This window comes from Rheinheimera sp. WS51, assembly GCF_050936095.1.
Taxonomy (GTDB): Bacteria; Pseudomonadota; Gammaproteobacteria; order Enterobacterales; family Alteromonadaceae; genus Alishewanella.
The window spans coordinates 64,024-82,830 of record NZ_JBOTRC010000004.1 but is presented as its reverse complement, the minus strand read 5'-3'; the positions used below and the strand labels follow the sequence as shown (position 1 = coordinate 82,830).

Here is an 18,807-nt window from a genome sequence, read left to right as displayed (position 1 = left end):
ATATTTTATCTAGTATAGCCGCGCTTGTGATACAAGCACCGGAGAGGTGGCTGAGTGGCTGAAGGCGCACGCCTGGAAAGTGTGTTTAGGTTAATCCCTAACGAGGGTTCGAATCCCTCTCTCTCCGCCAGATAAACAGAAAAGGCCCACGCCAAAAGCGTGGGCCTTTTCTGTTTATACGTCGAGATGGGGATTTGATGAGAACCCTTAGGTTCGACAAATTCACCGGGAGTGAATTTGGACGCACTTCAGTGCGGCCCGCAGGGTGTAGGGCAGGAAGCCCGAAACAATCTCTGCAACAGTCTAAGCCATTAATTATCGAAGCAATAATTAATCACGCCAAAAGCGTGGGCCTTTTCTTAAACCTTCTTATAGTTTCCTTTGTAAGCTACCTAGGGCTACTTTAAGCTTTTCATGGCTAGCCTACTGTTTATAAATGGGTTAAATTGCTAACTATCCCATTGGCGAATGGCCAATTAATCAATATTGCTTTTTAGCGTGCCCGATACGCTACATAAGGACATCACCTCACCATGCTTCAAGACATTAAAAAAACACTTTGGTCTACCACTGATAAGCTACTTGCTAACGTTGATGCAGCTGAATATCAGCATTGATTGGTCAAAACGCGAAAGCGTAAGAGCCAGCCTGCGGCTGATGGTGAAGCGTATATTACGTAAATACAAATACCCACCAGACATGGCCGACGACGCCGTGCAGCTAGTTCTACAGCAAGCAGAAGCACTTGGTGAAGAGTGGGTGTGATGAATTATTATATGATTACATGCTTAATTTGGATGATTACCTATGGCATATGATCGCCCTTGGCTTAGCTACCAAGAGCAGCTTGAACAGCTTAAGCTGCGTGGCATGGTGATTACTGATGATGTTGCAGCCTTGGATTACCTGCAGCGAATTGGTTACTACCGTTTAAGTGCTTACTGGTACCCGTTTCGTCATTTTAGGCCAGAGCAATGTGCAAAAACGGGGATAGTCCAGATCAGGGCGCAAGACAACTTTGTAGATAACACCCAGTTTATTGATGCTGTAAATCTGTATCTGTTTGATAAACAGCTGCGGTTGTTGCTTACCGATGCATTGGAACGAATAGAAGTATCCTTACGGGTTGATATTGCTTACTTACTTGGGAAACAGGGTACTTTTGCTCATACTGATATTAAGCAGTTTCACCCTAGCTTTGTGCGTAAAGCAATTAAGGGCACCAATAAAACGGCTTGGGAGTTTTGGCTTGAAAAATACCACGGATTGGTTAGTCGCTCTAAAGAAGATTTTGTTCGTCACTACTTAGCTAATCACGGGCCTAATATACCTATTTGGGTTGCGGTAGAGGTGTTTGATTTTGGCGCTATTTCGCAGTTAATCAGTATGATGAAAATTAAAGACCAACAAACCATAGCAGAAAAATATTGTGTGTCTGGTTGGCAGGTATTTAAAAGCTGGATATTTGGTTTAAGCTATTTGCGAAATTTGGTGGCGCATCATAGCCGGCTTTGGAATCGCAATATAACAACAAAGCCAAGCATACCTAAATCTGATGAAGTAACTTGGTATACATCGTTCAGGGGTAATGAGGACTTACTGAGTAAACCGTTTTTGCTGATAGCAATAACACGCCAGCTAATGCTTTGCATCTGCCCGAATACACAGTGGCATATCAGATTGCAGCAGCACTTATTGTCATTTCCAAAGCAACATTCGGATAAAAAATTAAATTTGAATAGTGTCGGTGTTGATGAAAAATGGCAGGATTGGTGGAGAACAAAATAAGAACCCCAGCGTAAGTTGCAAGCAACCAAGAGGCCGGGGTCGTGTTAAGTGATACTGTAGTCATTCGACAGTGTGAAGTCAATTAATAGTTAAATAGCGAACATGTAGGTTTTTAATTCTGATAACAGCATGGCGTCGATCGTTTAAATTTTTACACTGAGGTAGGGGTTAGAATCATGACAGGTAACAATATAAGTACAGCAGATGGCTTTAAGTCTATTTCTGACTTTTTCCGCAACGCAACAGAAGCTCAAAAGCGAGACGTGTTTTTATCTGTGCTTAAGCAAGCTAATAATGCTCAGCGTAAAGTGATGGAACAATCTGCCCAAAATAAACCAAAACGTTAAACCTTAGGGGGTGTATTTGGGGGTTCTTGGTCTTTTAGTTTTTTTAAATTTCTTATTTTACAGTGCTTTATAATCACTATTCGAGTGACTCTCTCGCCATCTTAAACAACAAAGCCCACGCAATAAGCGTGGGCTTTGTTGTTTAAAGCGCTAAAATGAGAACTTGGTTCGAACTCTGCTGTTCGACTAATCTCATTCAGACCAATACCAGCTGGTGATGTTATAGCGATATTGCTGCTTACTGCCTGTTGTTACTGGGTTTACCCAGTGCTCTGAGCCTGTAGAGGACGGATCAAACAATACGCAGCGGTTGTATAAAGGGGCGATTCTGATAGGCGTATTATTCGTGCCTTTGAAAATGAGTTCACCTCCTTTACTGTTATCGCTGCTGTTGTTAGCGCAGTTGCTCCAATTTTTATTTAAATACAGCAGCATACACACTTCTCTACCGGGAGAGTCGTCGGCGTGTAGCTTTACAAAGTCGGTTGCAGCTAAACGAAAGTAATTGGTATTAATGGCAGGGTTAGCCACATTAATATCGGTTAACGATACCTTAAAGATGCGTGATAACAAGGCCATAAACTCATTACTACGTAAGTAGGTTAAAAAGTCTAAAGCGATTGTTGTTGTATCGTCGGTATTGTTTGCCTTAGGCTGCCAATAATCGCGTTTAACAAAGCGATCTTCTTGCTGGGTTTGTAACCATTTAGTGTTATCTACATATAAGGCTTCATAAGTGTGTTTTTGTGATTGCCAGTGCGCTTCCTGCTGTAAAACACTTATTACTGTATCGAGTTTTTGGTTGTCGAATAAATTATCTATCACTACATGGTTAGGGCTAGCGTGTAATAAAGCCTTGCGATAGCTGCGTAGGGCACTAGGTGTTATTTGATCTTTATTGAGCCACATGGCACGAGTTCACTTATAGATGAAGCTGCTTTATAGCTAGCCTGTCGCAGCCTTTTTGTTATTTTGCTTATTATTCTATTTCATGCTGACATACTCAAGCCAGATTTATAATGGTTTTAGCTTGAAAAATAGGCAAGGGTGTTACTTGTTATTAGACTTAAGTCTAATTCTCATTTTTGTAACAGCCATATAGGGTGGTTATAACGCAGGTTTATAATACCTTATAGGGTGAGCGATATGAGTATAGATACAGTAGCAGTTAAAGAAGTTGAGCAAATAAATGCCCTTTCTCTGACTAAAAGTTACTTTAAAGGTGCGACAAGTCGTGCGTTAGTTAATCAAACTATAGGTGCTTATTTTGACACTGTTGTTCAAAGTGCACCTGATGCACTAGCTGTAGTTGTTGCTCATCAAAATATTCGCTTAACCTATAAAGAATACCAAACACGCATTAACCAGTTAGCGATGGGCTTGTTAGCGCTTGGTGTGAAACCAGGTGATCGGGTTGGTATTTGGTCACCTAATAATATTGAATGGTGCCTTACCCAAATTGCCACTGCTAAAATTGGCGCCATTATGGTGTGTATTAACCCTGCTTATCGTCCTCATGAATTAGAGTATGCGTTAAATAACGTGGGCTGCTCAACGCTTATTATGGCGACTAAGTTTAAATCGAGTAACTATGTCGAGATGCTGCAAAGCTTGGCTCCTGAGCTTAGTTACTGCGACAAAGGCCAACTTAACGCCAGTGCTGTGCCTGATCTTAAAAACGTTATCTGTATTGGTGATACGTCTTATTCTGGTATATTTTCGTTTAACGAAGTAACAGCCTTAGCTAGCCCTGAGTTAGAATTAGAATTAACGGCAGTCGCGGCAACACTAGATGCAAGCCAAGATATTAATATTCAATTTACTTCAGGCACCACAGGCAACCCTAAAGGTGCAACGTTAAGCCATAAAAACATTCTTAATAATGCCTTATTTGTAGCCGAAGCAATGCATTTTACCCGCCACGATAAACTGTGTATTCCGGTGCCGCTTTATCATTGCTTTGGTATGGTTTTAGGCTCTTTACTGTGTATAACAAAAGGCGCAGCAGCGGTATTTCCAGCAGATGCTTTTGACCCAGCAACAACACTAGAGGTTGTTGAGCGTGAAGGCTGTACAGTTTTACATGGCGTGCCGACCATGTTTATTAGCGAGCTGGAGCTAAGCAACTTCTCTGATTTTGATTTAACTAGCCTTCGAACCGGTGTGATGGCGGGATCTACTTGCCCTGAGCAAGTGATGCGCAAAGTACAAAACTTAATGAATATGACTGAAGTGGTCATTGGCTATGGCCAAACTGAATGCAGCCCAATAAACAATATTACTGAAACGGACTCCTCTATTGAACATCAAGTTACTACAGTTGGCCGAGCTCTGGCTCATACTGAGGTGAAAATTATTAATGAATTTGGTGAAATTCAGCCGATAGGTCAGGCGGGTGAAGTGTGTAGCCGTGGCGCTGGAATTATGCGCTGTTATTGGAATGATCCTGCGAAAACGAATGCGACTATAGACGCCGACGGCTGGCTCCATTCTGGTGATTTAGGAGTTATGGATGCTGAGGGCTTTATTAGTATTGTTGGTAGAATTAAAGATATGATTATTCGCGGAGGGGAAAATATCTATCCGCGGGAAATTGAAGAGCTACTTTATACTTATCCTGGCGTACAAGGTGCTGCTGTTTTTGGTATTAAAGATGAAAAGTATGGGGAAGAGGTCTGTGCTTGGATCCAAACTAAAAACGGGGTAGAGCTAACAAAAGAGCAGATCCTCGTATTCTTAAAAGAAAAATTAGCTTATTTTAAAGTACCAAAACATATTCGTTTTGTAGAGCACTACCCCATGACGGTAACAGGCAAACTACAAAAGTTTAAAATGCAGGAGCAAATGCAAGCCGAATTAGCTAAAGCCCTTGTGTCTTAAAATATAAAGCGTGATTAGAGCTTAACTTTAGTATTAAGCTCTAATGAAATATATTGATCTAGCTTATTACTTTATTGGCTAAATTAGAGATTACCGCAACTTGAGCCGATCCAGGTACCTGTTTGCTGCATAATCATAGCTTCAGGTTTACCGTTAACCTCGGTTGTGAAGTTAGCATTGCCGCTATAAGACTCAGGGTTGTGCACCGTCATTACGCCGCTGCCTTTGCTAGGCGGGTTTCCTTGACAAACAAAAGAGAAATTAAAGGTATTGTCTCCTGTTTTAGTCACAGTTTGCTCGCAGCCCTCTTGCTGAGGGAGTTGGCCGTTATTAATATTCTCTTGCGTTAAGCAGGCTTTAACCGAAGCGCCTTTTAGATCAAAGGAGAGTCCTTGGTTGGCCATCATTTTTTTCACCATGTCACGTTGAGCCGCAGGCATAGCGGCTAATTGCTGCTCAAGTTGCTCTAAAGCACGCTCTAATTGCCCTGATTCAGTTTTAAAATTAATGTCATGTTGCCACAAGCCAGGTTTGATATCAGGTTTTAGAGTCTCGGCATGAGCAATTGAGGTAAAGGTTAAGCACGTCGTTAATACGGCGCTTGCTAGAGTAAAGAAAGGCCTTACTTTGTAATCTCGCATGTTGGCTCTCCAAGTGGTTAAACAATACAGCGAAACTTAACGGTTAAACCACCTGCAAGCTTATAGCTTACAGGTGGTTTGGCTAATAATTAATTAGCTTTTTGCTTAACAGCTAACGCTTTCTGTGGCGTGACACTGATAGCCTCTGGGATATCATTATTATTCACATTGGTATAGCTATCAATTGGTGATAATGCAACTGTGCCTTCGTCACTTACCGTTACTTCAAACACTAGCCAAGTATCATTCTCACCATTGGTATCGGCATCTACAGATGGCGAGAACACATAACTAACACCATTTAGTAATACTTCAACTCGTGTTGGCGACTGGAAGATAGTGCTTGAACCAGAATAATGCTTAACTGAATAAATATAGCTACCAGCTAAAGGGAAGCTAGGGATAGTTAGCACTTCTGGACCGAAACTATCAGTGTCATCAACATCTAGATACATTGTTACACCTTCAACAGTTTCAGATCGATTAGAGTAATAAATATGAAAACGTTCAGTTAAACTGTTTGCTACAGTTGGCCCTTTAAAGTGGGTATCTAGATCTCTAGGATGCTCCCCCCAGCTTAAGCTAACTATCATGGCACCTTGCTCAGTTGTTAAGCAGTTGTCTAGGCTCATATTGCTAGCGGGCACATTGATACGCATTGTGTTGCTTTGGCCATCAGCATCACGAATAGATAACAACACTTCGCTGTTAGGCCTTACAGCGATACTAAATTCGCCAGCAGCATTAGTGTAAGCTACAGAACGCCCGATATAATCTACGCCATCTGCGATTAAACGAACACCAGGGATAGGAGTTTGAGTTTCGTCATCTAGCGCACAGCCTGAAATAGTTACTGATTCAAATAAATAATCAGCGTTCCAAGTTGAAAAGTGGGCTACTTCACCAGCATAGTATTGACGGTCTTGCTCATCAGTCAATAATTGAGCTTCACCTTCAACGTCCCAAATTCCTGTTTGCTCATTAAAATGAATTAGTGGAATAGTGGCTGGAGGGTTAATACCTCTTGTTGCTAACGGGATCCGGATTTGAGCTGTTTTATCGTTAGCTAGCTGTAGGGTGTTATTGTTAGCATCACTGAAGGTCGCATTTAATGCACCAAATGATTCAAACACCATTTCTTCTTGGGCTTGCGGATCAATAGCAAGATAATAACCAGGCATAATTGCAGGGTCTGACGATGCATCTATATTGGTTATGGCTGCTGTAACTTGACCAGTATAAGTATTACCTTGACTGTCAACAAAAGCGTTTTCTGGTAATGAAATACGCAATGCCGTTTCTGGATCAATGATATCTTTAGCTTCAGTTGCTGAAAATGTCTCTGTGAAATCGACGTTGAGCATAGCAATGCTAACTGTAGTATCTGGGTTTAACTCATTAGTGCGAACGACTTCTGAACGCGTTGCATAGTTTTCAGCGGTAGCACGTAGGCTAATACGATCAAAATAACCGGTTCCAATTAATGAGAAATTACCCTCATCATCAGAGTTAGTTGTTTGCAAAAGCGTGGCTTGATTGTCTTGATCCAAAACATAGGCTTCAATTTTAGCTCCTGATAGGCTGTTGCCAGTATCATAAGCGCTAACACGGCCTGTAACTTGCCCGAAAGTGTTACACTCAACTGATAAGTTATCAATGTTTTCTGTTAAAACAATGCTTTGTGGGCTTACTGTGCAATTGTGACCTACTGTAGGTAGTACAGTAAAGTTAACCTCGGTCCCTTCAATAAAGCTGCTAGATAGGGTAAAACTACCATTAGTTGCAATAGTATCTGTGCCAGTTTGTTGGTCATAATTATATTGTAACTCAATGCCTCTACCTAAGCCTGTGGCTTCGCCACTGATACTAAATACATCAACACAATCAATAGCTACGTTGTTGATATTAGAGTCGGTAAAAGTAACTGTGCTATCACTTGTAATCGAGCAGAGCTGAGAGTCTGGTTGTGAAGAAATGCTTAAGTTAACACTGGTACCGCTTGTATAGTTACTACCTAAATCAATATTTCCATTGCTATTAATAGTAAAAGTATTGGTATTCGCAGCAACCACTAAGCTGCCGTTTAAACCCGATACGGTACCAGATAAGCTATATAGAGATTCTGGAGTTTCATTATCTGAATTACCGCAAGCTGCTAACATAGTTAGCATGGCAACTGAAGATAACCACTTGAGCGAGGTTTTCATAAACAGGTCCTTTTGTTTTTGACGAGTCAATTCAATAATTAATGATAGAAAGAGAGATTCTTTCTAACCAAGGTTAATCCTAACCTACAACGAAATCTTGTTGGTTAGATGGTTATTTTATCAAAAATAAACTATTAATGTAAACTCTGGTTAACATTTGATAACTATTAATTGGCAGTAAGTGGCAAGTGATTAATGTTAAGTTATCAGGAGCGGTTTTCTATCATTATAAGTATCAGCAAGTTAGCTGTTTATTATGATTTCTATTTTCCTTTGCTATGTTAGTTCAGTTTCAGCTCAGTTTTCTTCTACTATGCTTAATTAAAGATGACCTAAAAATACTTTGTGTAGTGTCATTGTTAAGCGAGTGCAGGAGTTAATTATGAGTGCCGTAAAACTTAGTCATATTCAGCAACAGCGTTTTTTCTTTCAGCAGAAAAAACACAGTGATTTAAGTGAGCAAGAGCATTTAGCCTTAAATCATGCTTGGGCCACGCAAGATGCTGATGAGCCTTTGCTTTCTTATCAAGAAATAGCAACTGCCCACTGTGCTGAGTTAGGTTATAACTAGTACAAAGCAGTTTTTAATTCTGAATAGAGCTTAGCTAATAAGTTCTTCGCGTTAGTGAAGTAACAGGGCTTGCTAGTGCGTGCTGTGCTGATTAAAATCAGCGCCAAGTTTCTTGGTGTTGAGAATAGATAAGCATGAATAAAAATATTATAACCAATGTACTGGCATTAATAATAATGTTGGCAGGCTGGTTTTGGTCGCAGCCTGTAGTATTAAGTGTAGGTTTATTTGCGCTATCAGGCGGGTTAACTAACTGGTTAGCGGTGCATATGCTGTTTGAAAAAGTGCCCTTGCTTTATGGCTCTGGCGTAATTGTGATGCGCTTTGAGCAGTTTAAGTCTGGCATTAAGCAGCTAGTGATGCAGCAGTTTTTTAGTGCTGATAATATTCAGCGCTTTATGCAACAGCAGCAAAGCAGTGTCAGCTTTGATTTTCAACCAGTAATAGAGCAAACCGATTTATCGCCTGCATTTGATTCGCTACTTAATGTGGTAGAGCAATCCTCTTTTGGCAGTATGCTAAACATGTTTGGCGGTACTGAAGCCTTAGTTCCATTAAAACAGCCTTTTATTACTAAGTTAAAAGAGGCTTTAGCTACTATTGCTAAAAGTGATGAGTTTAATCAGCTAGTGATGGCCCAGTTACAAAATGCAGATCAAAGTAAAGCGTTAGAGTCGCAAGTGCAACATATTGTAGAGCAACGTTTACAAGAATTAACGCCTGAGCTAGTAAAAGATATTATTCAAGGCATTATTCGTCAGCACTTAGGCTGGCTAGTAGTTTGGGGTGGTGTTTTCGGTGGTTTTATTGGTTTAATTGCTGCTTTAATTCAGATTTAAGGTTACAGCTTGTTGTAAAAATTCGCACTGGATGTTGCTTTAACACTCAGTGCGAATAATCTATTTAGTTTACTTTTGCGCTTGAGCGTAAGCTTCTACTTGACGCCAAACCCGCAATAAGTTGCCTGATAAAATCTTCTCTATATCGGCTTCACTATAACCCCGTTTTAATAAACCGGCGATCAAGTTAGGGTAAGTAGATACATCTTTTAAGCCCTCTGGTAGCGAATCACCAACACCATCGTAGTCTGAGCCGATACCAACATGATTAATACCCACTAATTTAACCACGTGATCAATATGATCTAATACACTATCAAGGCTTGCAAAAGGATAAGGATTTTCGGCCTTAAATTTGGCTGCAAAAGCTTTATCATTTGCTACACCGGCTTTTTTAGCTGCTGCTGCTCGTAAAGCACCATATTGGTTTGCTTGGCTATTAACAAAAGATGAACCAAAGTTAATTTGGATAACGCCACCATTTTTTGCTAGGGCTTTAATCATGTCATCGTCCATATTACGCTCAAAGCCTGGGACAAAGCTGCGTAATGATGAGTGCGAAGCAATAACAGGAGCCTTACTTATCGCGACAGTTTGATAAAAAGCATCATCGGATACGTGCGAGATATCTATCATCATGCCGATGTTATTCATTGCCACGACTAACTCTTTACCAAAAGGGCTTAAGCCTTTCCATTTGCGTCTAATGTCATAACTTGAGTCTGCAATATGGTTGCTTTCAGAGTGGGCTAAAGTGATATAGCGAATGCCACGATCATAAAAGTGTTGTAGGTTTTCTAATTTGCCATCGATAGGGGTGCCATTCTCCATGCCTAAGGCTAAAGAAATTTTACCGCTACCAAACTGGTCAATAACATCTTTGCTATCTGGCGCCATGGCGAATTTATGAGGAGCCCGGCCAACTAAGGCTTCCATACCGTCGATTAATTGATTTGCTAATAAAAAGCCACCACCGCTACGTTCGTAAGATGCCGGAATATAAATCGACATAAAAGGTGCGTTTAAACCACCTTGGATCGCCCTTGGATAATCGAAATCGCCACGTTGCGTCTTCTTGCTAACATCTTCCCAGTCGTTTTTTAAACGGTAAGGTACATCAATATGGGTGTCGATAATAATGTGCTTTTGCGCCAATTGCATAGCTTTGGTTTCATAGTCCACTACTGCAGGTTTGCTGCTACAAGCGGCAAGGCTTAATACAATCGCACTAGCGAGAGTCGATTTAATCAATTTATTCATAATATGTCTCAGTTAGGGGCAGGCTCTAATTGTGTACATATTACGCTATCTGGCGCAAGTAAAGTAAGACCAATAGCAGATAACTTGCTGTAGATTAATAAGTGGGTTACTGCGTTAATGGGCTTAAATCGGTATACTAATAGCTGAATATTTTTAGAGACTTTAATATGAAAACACGATTTAGCTTAAGCCGTTTTAGTGGCGTTAGTGGTATCGCCCTAAGCGTTTTATTGTCATTTAATCTTGCAGCGGCAACCGTTGATTTAGAAAAAACCATGAAAGAAATGGCTTTTCAATATAAAAAAGCGCATGAAGCAACAACGATAGTACAACTGACTCCGCATATTGAAAATTTAAAACTATTAACTCAAACCTCATTAACCGCTGAGTTCCCTGAAGATAAAGCGGATAAGTTTAAGCAAGGCTTAGAGCTAGTGCTACAGGAATTAACAGCTGCAGAGCACGCATTAGATGCGCAAAATTTAAGCGCAGCTAAGCAGCATTTAAAAGCGGTTGATAAATTACGTAAGCAATATCATAAGCACCGTAAAGTGAGTATTTGGCAGCTTTTATTTGGTTAATACTAAGCCTGAAACTTAATGGCTACTAGGCTAATAATCTATTTATGATTGAAGACCTTAAGCTTCTATCAATAGGAGCTAGTGACATGATTACGCAAAAAAGTTGGTTTTTTATGTTGAGCAGGGTAGTCTGTTTTACAACAAAATCATATTGTATTAAATAATCACTATCTCTTCATTCGCCTAGCTTGGAGCAACGCATGAAATCTTTGCCACTATGGGTAACAACAGCCATTCTTTCGGTAGGCTTAGTTGGCTGCAATAATGCCACAGTACCTAACACTGAAAAAACAGCAATAGCTGCTGCTACTTCCGAAATTCGCAAAAATAATACGCTATTACAACCTTGGACAGGTCCATATCAAGGTGTACCGGCTTTTGACAAAATGTCATTAGCTGATTTAAAACCAGCATTAGAATTTGGTATGCAGCAACAACTAGCTGAAATTGATGCTATTACCAATAATCCTGAAGCGGCTAACTTTGAAAATACTATTGTCGCTTTAGAAAAAGCAGGTGAAGATTTAAGCCGAGTTTTTAGATATTACGGAATTTGGAGTTCTAATAAATCTTCAGCAGAATTTAGAGCCATTCAAAAAGAAATGGCGCCAAAGTTGTCTGCGTTTTCGTCAAAAATCACGCAAAATGAAGCCTTGTTTAAACGCGTAGAGGCTGTTTATCATTCTGATGAATATAAAAAACTTACCTCAGAGCAACAGCGTCTTACTCATTTAGTTTATTTAGGCTTTGCCAATAATGGTGCAACTTTAGATGCTGAGAAAAAACAGCGTTATGCTGAAATTAATCAACGCTTAGCGCAACTTTATACTGCATTTTCTAGCAATGTATTAGCCGATGAAGAAGGCTATGTATTGTATTTAACCGAAGATCAACTCGGTGGTTTGCCGCAATCCTATATTAACGGTGCCGCTTCAGCTGCGAAAACCCGTGGTAAAGAAGGCATGTATGCGGTTACTAATACTCGCTCTTCTATGGATCCATTTTTAACCTATTCAACCGATCGTGCTTTACGTGAAAAAGTATGGAATACCTATTACAGCCGTGGTGATAATGGCGATGAACATGATAACAATGCGCTAATTACCGAAATTTTAGCCCTACGTGATGAGCGTGTTGGCTTATTAGGCTTTGATAACTACGCGACTTGGCGCTTGCAAGATAGAATGGCGAAAAAGCCAAGCAATGCGATGAATTTAATGATGTCGGTTTGGCCTGCGGCTATTGCTCGGGTTGAAGAAGAAGTGGCTGATATGCAAGCTTTAGCCGATAAACTAGGTGACAATATAGACATTGAAGCTTGGGATTACCGCTATTACGCTGAAAAAGTGCGTAAAGAAAAGTATGACCTAGATTCTAATGAAGTTAAGCAGTATTTACAGCTAGATAAGCTGCGTGAAGCCATGTTCTATGTTGCTGGTCGTTTATTTAACTTTAACTTTACGCCAGTACCAGAGGGCAGTGTGCCTGTGTTTCATGAAGACGTGAAAGTGTGGCATGTTACTGATAAAACCACAGGCGAAGAAATAGGCTTATGGTATTTAGATCCTTTTGCTCGCCAAGGTAAACGCTCAGGTGCTTGGGCGACAAGTTATCGTGGATACAGTACCTTTGATGGTCAGAAAAATGTGTTGTCTTCTAATAACTCTAACTTTATGAAAGGCGCACCGGGCGAGCCTGTATTAATTTCATGGGATGATGCGACTACCTACTTCCATGAGTTTGGCCATGCCTTACATGCCTTATCGGCTAAAGTGACATACCCAACCTTAAATGGTGGCGTGCGTGACTACACAGAGTTTCAGTCGCAATTATTAGAGCGCTGGTTATTAACCGATGAAGTTATTAATAAATACTTAGTGCACAGTGAAACTGGCAAACCTATGCCAAAAGAGCTGGTAGAAAAAATCAAAAAAGCGGCTACTTTTAATTCGGGCTTTAAAACAACTGAATATTTAGCTTCAGCCATTATTGATTTAAAACTGCATATGTTAGATGACCCTAGCAATGTTGACCCTGACGCTTTTGAGCGTGATACTTTAAATGCCATGAATATGCCAAAAGAAATTGTTATGCGTCACCGTACACCGCAGTTTGGCCATGTTTTCTCAGGCGAAGGGTATGCGGCTGCTTATTATGGCTATATGTGGGCTGAAGTTTTAACCTCAGATGCAGCTGAAGCCTTTGCTGAGGCTCCAGGTGGTTTTTACGATAAAGAAGTCGCAGACAAACTGGTTAAGCATTTGTTTAGCGTACGTAACGCGGTAGACCCAGCAGAAGCTTACCGTGCATTCCGTGGTCGTGATGCGACTATTGATGCTTTAATGCGTGATCGTGGCTTCCCAGTACCGAAGAAATAGCCAAAGAGCTAGTATTTAATGGCGAACAAAAAGGCCCTATTCATTGAATAGGGCCTTTTTTTATTTTTATCTAAAAGATAAAAGCAATTTGGTGCGGTTATTCGCCGCTAATACCGGCATAAACGTGCTGAACGTCGTCATCTGCATCAATAGCGTCTAAAAAAGCTTCTACTTCAGCTAGGGCATCTTCGTCAGTTAAAGTAACTGGATTGTTGGCGCGATAAACTAACCGAGCTGTATTTACGCTAAAGCCAAATTCAGGCAAGGCTTTACTAACTAAGTCTAAATCTGCCGCCTCGGTTAAAAACACCATATCGCCATCATCACCGTCTTCAAAATCTTGAGCGCCAGCTTCAATAGCCGCTAATTCAGCATCGGCATCTGGACTGGTTGGCGTGGCCTCTATTTGGCCTAGGTGTTTAAAGTCCCAAGAAACTGCACCAGAGGTGGCTAATTGGCCTTTGCGAAATAAAATACGCATACTCATAGCGCTACGGTTTTTGTTGTCGGTTAAGCATTCAACAATAACAGGCACCTGATGAGGGGCAAAGCCTTCATAAACAACAGTTTCATAGTTCGCTGGGCCATCTAATAAGCCGGCACCTTTTTTAATGGCTCGCTCTAGAGTATCTTTAGGCATTGACGCTTTTTTTGCTGCATCAATGGCTGAGCGTAATTTTGCGTTCATATCAGGATCGGCGCCATTTCGTGCAGCAACGGCAATTTCTTTTGCCAGTTTGGTAAAAATGCGGCCTTTCGCATTAGCGGCATCTAGCTTATGTTTGGCTTTCCACTGAGCGCCCATAATTTTGATCCTATTTTTGTTAGTCGTAAGTAGGGCGCTAGTCTAGCGAATTGCAGGCTTTTAACGCAATAAAAAAGAGTGTAGCTCAAGCATTTTTTTCAAGGTTAATACTGCAATTGGTGCAGTAACTCAGCTAAGTTAGGCTGCCAGAAATCAGATTTTTTAACCCGATTATTTATAACAAGTACGCCTTCTTCTGCTAGCCGTTGTTGCTGTTTTAGTGCGGTTGCTGTGCCTATGGCAAAAGCAAGTTGGCGATCACTGCGAATTACCCTATGCCAGGGCAAGGCCAGATTAGAGGGGCTAGAGCTTAACGCTTTGCCTACTAACCTTGCGCGGCCAGGTAGCCCTGTTAAGTCAGCAATTTGACCATAGCTGGCAACGTTACCTTTAGGGATCTGCAGCACAGTTTGCCAAATACGGTGATATTTTGGATTAGCAGCTAAACTGGCTGCATTTGATGGCTTGTTAATGGTTACCATAGCGACAGCTTTACATGCGCCGAGGTACGACAGTTTTGCCCACAGGAGCTAAAGTAAGTAGGGCTAATTTGATATGCTGAATACCAAAAGGAATGCCGATAATGGTTAAAAAGCACGCCAATGCCGAACCTAAATGGCCTATAGCTAACCAGATACCAAAGACTAAAAACCAAATAATATTGCCAATAGTACCTAAGGTGCCCGTGCCAATATCATGGCGCTGATTAACATAACTACGGTTTATCGCTTCTTGGCCAAAGGGCCAAAAAGCCATTTCACCAATTACAAAGCAAGAGCGGCCGTATGGAATACCAATAATACTGATAAAGCATAAAATACCGATAAACCACCACATTAGGCCCATAAAAAAACCGCCTAAAATAAACCAAAGTAAGTTAAAAAGTAATCTAAATAAGCCCATTGCTTGCTCCGTTAATTGTGTATCTTGATTAAAGCATAAATAAGGCAAAAGTTACGCCATAATTTTATTGTTATAAATCAATCAACTATAAATGATAAGATTTTATGTTGTGCTAATTAGACCTATTTTTAGTAAAATTAACCACTTAAACAAATAAAAATTATTACTTGGCTGAGTTTTTTGGCTAAATTATAAAGGCAATAACTTGGATATTAAGCAAATGCAACAGCAAATCAAGGCTGTAGCTTTCGATTTAGATGGCACCTTAGTTGATTCAGCATTAGACTTTGCTGCGATTTGCCAAGCTATTGGTTGGCCAGTGGGAACGCCCTTGCTAGAGCGGTTAGCGCAAACCGAAGATCCTAAGCTTTATCAAACCGCATTAGATGTTATTTATCAACACGAAATGGCTGGTGCGGCTTTAGCAACGTGGATCCCAGGTGCAGAAGAATGTTTACAAGCGCTTACTTCTGCCAATATACCCTTAGCATTATTTACGCGTAATATGCGCCAAGCAACCGAGCTAACCATGCAACGTCTGGCCATACCTATTGAGCTAGTAGTAACACGTGATGACTTCGCTGCTAAGCCAGATCCTGCAGGCTTATTACATATAGCACAGCAGTTGCAGCTAGCCCCAGAGCAGATCTTGTATGTGGGCGATTATATTTATGACTTACAAGCTGCCGCAAATGCCGGCATGCCATCTTGTTTATTTTTAAATAGCACTAACCAACATTTTAGCGCAGAAGCCACTTGGACTATTGCGCATTTTGACCAGCTTAGAGCGGCATTTACAACTTAGTTTGTGCTTAATTGCGGTAACTTAGCAGAGTTAACTTAGTAATTTTTATCATCCATAACTTGCTTAGCACGCTGTGCTCGGTTTAAGTCAGGGCTAAAGTGCCAGCCTTGAATATTGTCATTAATTAATTGATATAACGCATCAATATGCTCAGGCTCGGCATTTAGAGCGCTAATATATTCATAGCGCTGGCCACCTGCTTGTAAAAAGTACTCTTTATTTTCTTCTGCTATTTCTTCTAGCGTTTCTAAGCAGTCAGCAGAGAAGCCAGGGCAAAATATTTGCACGGCGTTAACGCCAGTAGCGGGTAAGCTTTTTAAGGTTTCATCGGTGTAAGGCTTTAACCATTCTTCACGGCCAAACCGTGACTGAAAGGTAGTGAGATATTGGTCGGCGCTAAGGCCTAATTGCTCGGCAATTAAACGCGAGGTTTTATAACATTGGCAGTGGTAAGGATCGCCATTAGTTAAGTAGCGCTTAGGAATACCATGATAAGAAAAAATAAGCTTGTCAGCTTTGCCATGTTGCTGCCAGTGGCGTTGAATATGGGCTGCAGCAGCGGCAATAAAGGGCTTATAATCAGCATAGTGTGAAACAAAACGAAGATCGGGCAGCCAGCGACGCTTAACAAAATTTTCAGCGATGGCATCAAAGGTAGAAGCTGAGGTAGAGGCTGAGTATTGTGGATATAACGGCAGTACCACTAATTTACGCACGCCTTGTTTAAACATGTTATCTAATACCGACTCTATGCTGGGATTGCCATAACGCATAGCAAAATCAACCACAATATCATCACGGCCCGCTTGAGAAAACTTAGTGGCAAGCGCCTCTGCTTGAGCTTGAGTATGAAATAATAATGGTGAACCTTGTTCGGTAAACACGGTGGCATAAGCCTTAGCCGAGCGCTTTGGCCGTATTTGTAAAATAACGCAATTTAAGACAAACCACCAAATTAACCTAGGCACCTCAACTACCCGAGGATCCGATAAAAATTGCTTTAAATAGCGTTTTAAGGCCGGTTTAGTTGGCGCATCTGGTGTGCCTAAATTGGTGATTAAAACGCCTACTTTATCGGGCTGCTGATGATCGAACTGAGTGGTATTAATATAGCGCATAGTAATTATTAGACTCTTGTTAAAGTAAACTGCTATTAACTTAAGCTAGCAGATAAGAAGCCAAAAGATGAGGCTTAATAAAATAGAATACTTACACAGTACGTTTAAACTGGCCAAAAAGTTTACTTATATAAATAATTACCGTGATCTTAACAGTTTAAGCTTGGGATAAGTATGCTCTAGAACAAGACAACACTATGAAATGAACTTTCATAGTGTTGTAAGGCTATTTTACTTTTAGTGATTATGGCCGCCTTCACCGTGGGCATGGCCATGGGCTAACTCTTCTGTGGTGGCTGGGCGTACAGAAGTAATATTGATTAAAAAGTTTAAGCTTTTGCCGGCTAGCGGGTGATTAGTATCAACATCGGCTTTAAACATACCCATTTTTACAATTGTCACTTGGCGTTGGCCATGCTCGGTTTGCACCACCGCAGTCATACCCACTTTCCATTTTTTTGCGCCCATTAAGTGTTTTACTTGGACACTTTGTATGGCATTTTTATCACGCTCACCATAGGCTTGCTCAGGTGTTAAATTAATATCTAACTCATCACCTGCTTGCTTACCTTCCATGGCTTGCTCTAATGCGGCCAACATTTGTTGGTGGCCGTGTAAATACAATAAAGGACCATCACTGTTAGATTTTTTGTTCGAGTTTTCTAATTCAACTTTCTGGCCTGAAGTAATATCAGATAAGACATAGTGGAATTGAACGACGGTATCTTTGCTAATTTGCATAATGTGCTCTGCTCATAATAAAAAGCCTATTATCCCGCTGTTAATGGCAAAGGTCGATAGCTTTTATAAAAGGAACTTTAAGCTAGGTTAAAAGTGCGGCTTAAACAGGTTTAAGCCGCGTTTTTAAATTAGCCGCCTAAACTAGGTTGCCGCTTTCATGCTGCTAACAAATTGCTGTAAGGCTAAGCGTAATTCGGCAGGTTGCTGTGGATGTTGCTCAATGAGTTTGACAATAGCCGAGCCAGAAATCGCACCCGCTGCGCCGCTGTTAAGTGCCGCTTTAACATGCGCTGGCGTAGAAATACCAAAGCCCAATAAAGGCGGAGCAGGGTTATAACTGCGTATGCGGGTTATAAGTTCATCTGTAGGCATAGCGGCTACCGTTTCAGTGCCAGTGACACCAGCGCGGCTAAGTAAATAGGTATAGCCACGACCATAAGAGGCAATTTGCCGTAAGTCTTCATCGTCAATATTAGGTGGTACTATATAAATTGGCGCTATATTGTGTTTAATAGCTGCTTGGCGAAAGGGCTTACTTTCATGCAAAGGCACATCGGCAATCAGCACTGAGTCAACACCGGCCGCTGCGGCTTGGCTATAAAAGTTATCAATGCCACGGGCCATGACTAAATTAGAATACAGCAACAAACCAATAGGGATATTCGGGCTGTAGGCGCGTACCTTAGCGATAATATCAAAACATATTGCGGGCGTAACACCTGCGGCTAAAGCACGAATATTGGCGCTTTGAATTGTTGGGCCATCGGCAATAGGATCAGAAAAGGGGATGCCTAGCTCTAAGGCATCGGCACCGGCATCAATTAAGGTTTTAATTATCGCAAAAGATAAATCTGGGCCAGGATCACCAATAGTAATAAAAGGCACAAAGGCGCCTTGCTGTTGTTTATTTAATTGATCAAACATCTGCTGGTAACGCTTCATG

The 18,807-nt window shown here is 41.0% G+C and carries 18 protein-coding genes, 1 tRNA gene and 1 pseudogene; 10 read left to right on the top strand and 10 right to left on the bottom strand.

Annotation, left to right across the window (positions count from 1 at the left end):
• Positions 1-40: 40 nt before the first annotated feature.
• From ACRCA4_RS07215 to ACRCA4_RS07200, 4 genes and pseudogenes are all read left to right on the top strand, one after another.
• Positions 41-130 (top strand) — tRNA-Ser (locus ACRCA4_RS07215).
• A gap of 470 nt (positions 131-600) precedes the next feature.
• A pseudogene (locus ACRCA4_RS07210) lies at positions 601-765 on the top strand (type I restriction enzyme endonuclease domain-containing protein); the annotation flags it as partial.
• Between the two features lie 42 nt (positions 766-807).
• Positions 808-1,788 carry an Abi family protein gene (locus ACRCA4_RS07205; protein ID WP_433186223.1) on the top strand — a complete coding sequence of 327 codons (981 nt, stop codon included), beginning with the start codon at positions 808-810 and terminating at the stop codon, positions 1,786-1,788.
• Between the two features lie 176 nt (positions 1,789-1,964).
• Positions 1,965-2,135, top strand: coding sequence for a hypothetical protein (locus ACRCA4_RS07200; protein WP_433186221.1), 171 nt, complete (start codon positions 1,965-1,967; stop codon positions 2,133-2,135).
• Positions 2,136-2,327: 192 nt separating this feature from the next.
• Here ACRCA4_RS07200 and ACRCA4_RS07195 read toward each other — a convergent pair whose 3' ends face one another.
• Positions 2,328-3,044, bottom strand: coding sequence for a 2OG-Fe(II) oxygenase (locus ACRCA4_RS07195; RefSeq protein ID WP_433186218.1), 717 nt, complete (start codon positions 3,042-3,044; stop codon positions 2,328-2,330).
• 237 nt (positions 3,045-3,281) lie between these two features.
• Between ACRCA4_RS07195 and ACRCA4_RS07190 the strand changes: the two genes are divergently transcribed.
• Entirely contained in the window at positions 3,282-5,015 is a 1,734-nt protein-coding gene (locus ACRCA4_RS07190; RefSeq protein ID WP_433186216.1) for an AMP-binding protein, read from the top strand.
• Positions 5,016-5,098: 83 nt separating this feature from the next.
• Here the strand turns inward: ACRCA4_RS07190 and ACRCA4_RS07185 are convergent, their stop codons facing one another.
• Entirely contained in the window at positions 5,099-5,656 is a 558-nt protein-coding gene (locus ACRCA4_RS07185) for a DUF3617 domain-containing protein (protein WP_433186213.1), read from the bottom strand.
• A gap of 89 nt (positions 5,657-5,745) precedes the next feature.
• Complete coding sequence (locus ACRCA4_RS07180; protein WP_433186211.1) at positions 5,746-7,863, bottom strand: YfaP family protein; 2,118 nt, start codon at positions 7,861-7,863, stop codon at positions 5,746-5,748.
• A 382-nt stretch (positions 7,864-8,245) separates the two neighbouring features.
• On the opposite strand from ACRCA4_RS07180, the gene ACRCA4_RS07175 reads away from it, so the two are divergent.
• Together ACRCA4_RS07175 and ACRCA4_RS07170 are read left to right on the top strand one after the other, a co-directional pair.
• A complete protein-coding gene (locus ACRCA4_RS07175; RefSeq protein WP_433186208.1) occupies positions 8,246-8,434 on the top strand; it encodes a hypothetical protein in 189 nt (62 codons plus the stop codon).
• Between the two features lie 134 nt (positions 8,435-8,568).
• Positions 8,569-9,273, top strand: a complete 705-nt coding sequence (locus tag ACRCA4_RS07170) for a DUF445 domain-containing protein (RefSeq protein ID WP_433186205.1) — start codon at positions 8,569-8,571, stop codon at positions 9,271-9,273.
• A 69-nt stretch (positions 9,274-9,342) separates the two neighbouring features.
• Here the strand turns inward: ACRCA4_RS07170 and ACRCA4_RS07165 are convergent, their stop codons facing one another.
• Complete coding sequence (locus tag ACRCA4_RS07165; protein ID WP_433186203.1) at positions 9,343-10,533, bottom strand: dipeptidase; 1,191 nt, start codon at positions 10,531-10,533, stop codon at positions 9,343-9,345.
• Positions 10,534-10,700: 167 nt separating this feature from the next.
• Here ACRCA4_RS07165 and ACRCA4_RS07160 point away from each other — a divergent pair, with 167 nt between their 5' ends.
• Together ACRCA4_RS07160 and ACRCA4_RS07155 are read left to right on the top strand one after the other, a co-directional pair.
• Positions 10,701-11,114 carry a cytochrome b562 gene (locus ACRCA4_RS07160; protein ID WP_433186201.1) on the top strand — a complete coding sequence of 138 codons (414 nt, stop codon included), beginning with the start codon at positions 10,701-10,703 and terminating at the stop codon, positions 11,112-11,114.
• A gap of 200 nt (positions 11,115-11,314) precedes the next feature.
• A complete protein-coding gene (locus ACRCA4_RS07155; protein ID WP_433186198.1) occupies positions 11,315-13,492 on the top strand; it encodes a M3 family metallopeptidase in 2,178 nt (725 codons plus the stop codon).
• A 97-nt stretch (positions 13,493-13,589) separates the two neighbouring features.
• Here the strand turns inward: ACRCA4_RS07155 and ACRCA4_RS07150 are convergent, their stop codons facing one another.
• From ACRCA4_RS07150 to ACRCA4_RS07140, 3 genes are all read right to left on the bottom strand, one after another.
• Entirely contained in the window at positions 13,590-14,297 is a 708-nt protein-coding gene (locus ACRCA4_RS07150; RefSeq protein ID WP_433186196.1) for a YebC/PmpR family DNA-binding transcriptional regulator, read from the bottom strand.
• A gap of 104 nt (positions 14,298-14,401) precedes the next feature.
• The gene (locus ACRCA4_RS07145) at positions 14,402-14,779 is read right to left on the bottom strand and encodes an MGMT family protein (protein WP_433186194.1); all 378 of its coding nucleotides are present in this window, start codon (positions 14,777-14,779) and stop codon (positions 14,402-14,404) included.
• 10 nt (positions 14,780-14,789) lie between these two features.
• Positions 14,790-15,200, bottom strand: a complete 411-nt coding sequence (locus ACRCA4_RS07140) for a YccF domain-containing protein (RefSeq protein WP_433186192.1) — start codon at positions 15,198-15,200, stop codon at positions 14,790-14,792.
• A 205-nt stretch (positions 15,201-15,405) separates the two neighbouring features.
• Between ACRCA4_RS07140 and ACRCA4_RS07135 the strand changes: the two genes are divergently transcribed.
• The gene (locus tag ACRCA4_RS07135; protein ID WP_433186189.1) at positions 15,406-16,005 is read left to right on the top strand and encodes an HAD family hydrolase; all 600 of its coding nucleotides are present in this window, start codon (positions 15,406-15,408) and stop codon (positions 16,003-16,005) included.
• A 35-nt stretch (positions 16,006-16,040) separates the two neighbouring features.
• Here the strand turns inward: ACRCA4_RS07135 and hemH are convergent, their stop codons facing one another.
• The 3 genes from hemH to trpA all read right to left on the bottom strand — a co-directional run bounded on the left by hemH (position 16,041) and on the right by trpA (position 18,806).
• Entirely contained in the window at positions 16,041-17,123 is a 1,083-nt protein-coding gene (gene hemH, locus ACRCA4_RS07130; protein WP_433186187.1) for a ferrochelatase, read from the bottom strand.
• Positions 17,124-17,360: 237 nt separating this feature from the next.
• Positions 17,361-17,864, bottom strand: a complete 504-nt coding sequence (locus ACRCA4_RS07125; RefSeq protein WP_433186184.1) for an FKBP-type peptidyl-prolyl cis-trans isomerase — start codon at positions 17,862-17,864, stop codon at positions 17,361-17,363.
• A gap of 141 nt (positions 17,865-18,005) precedes the next feature.
• Positions 18,006-18,806 carry a tryptophan synthase subunit alpha gene (gene trpA, locus ACRCA4_RS07120; protein ID WP_433186181.1) on the bottom strand — a complete coding sequence of 267 codons (801 nt, stop codon included), beginning with the start codon at positions 18,804-18,806 and terminating at the stop codon, positions 18,006-18,008.
• Position 18,807 lies beyond the last annotated feature (1 nt).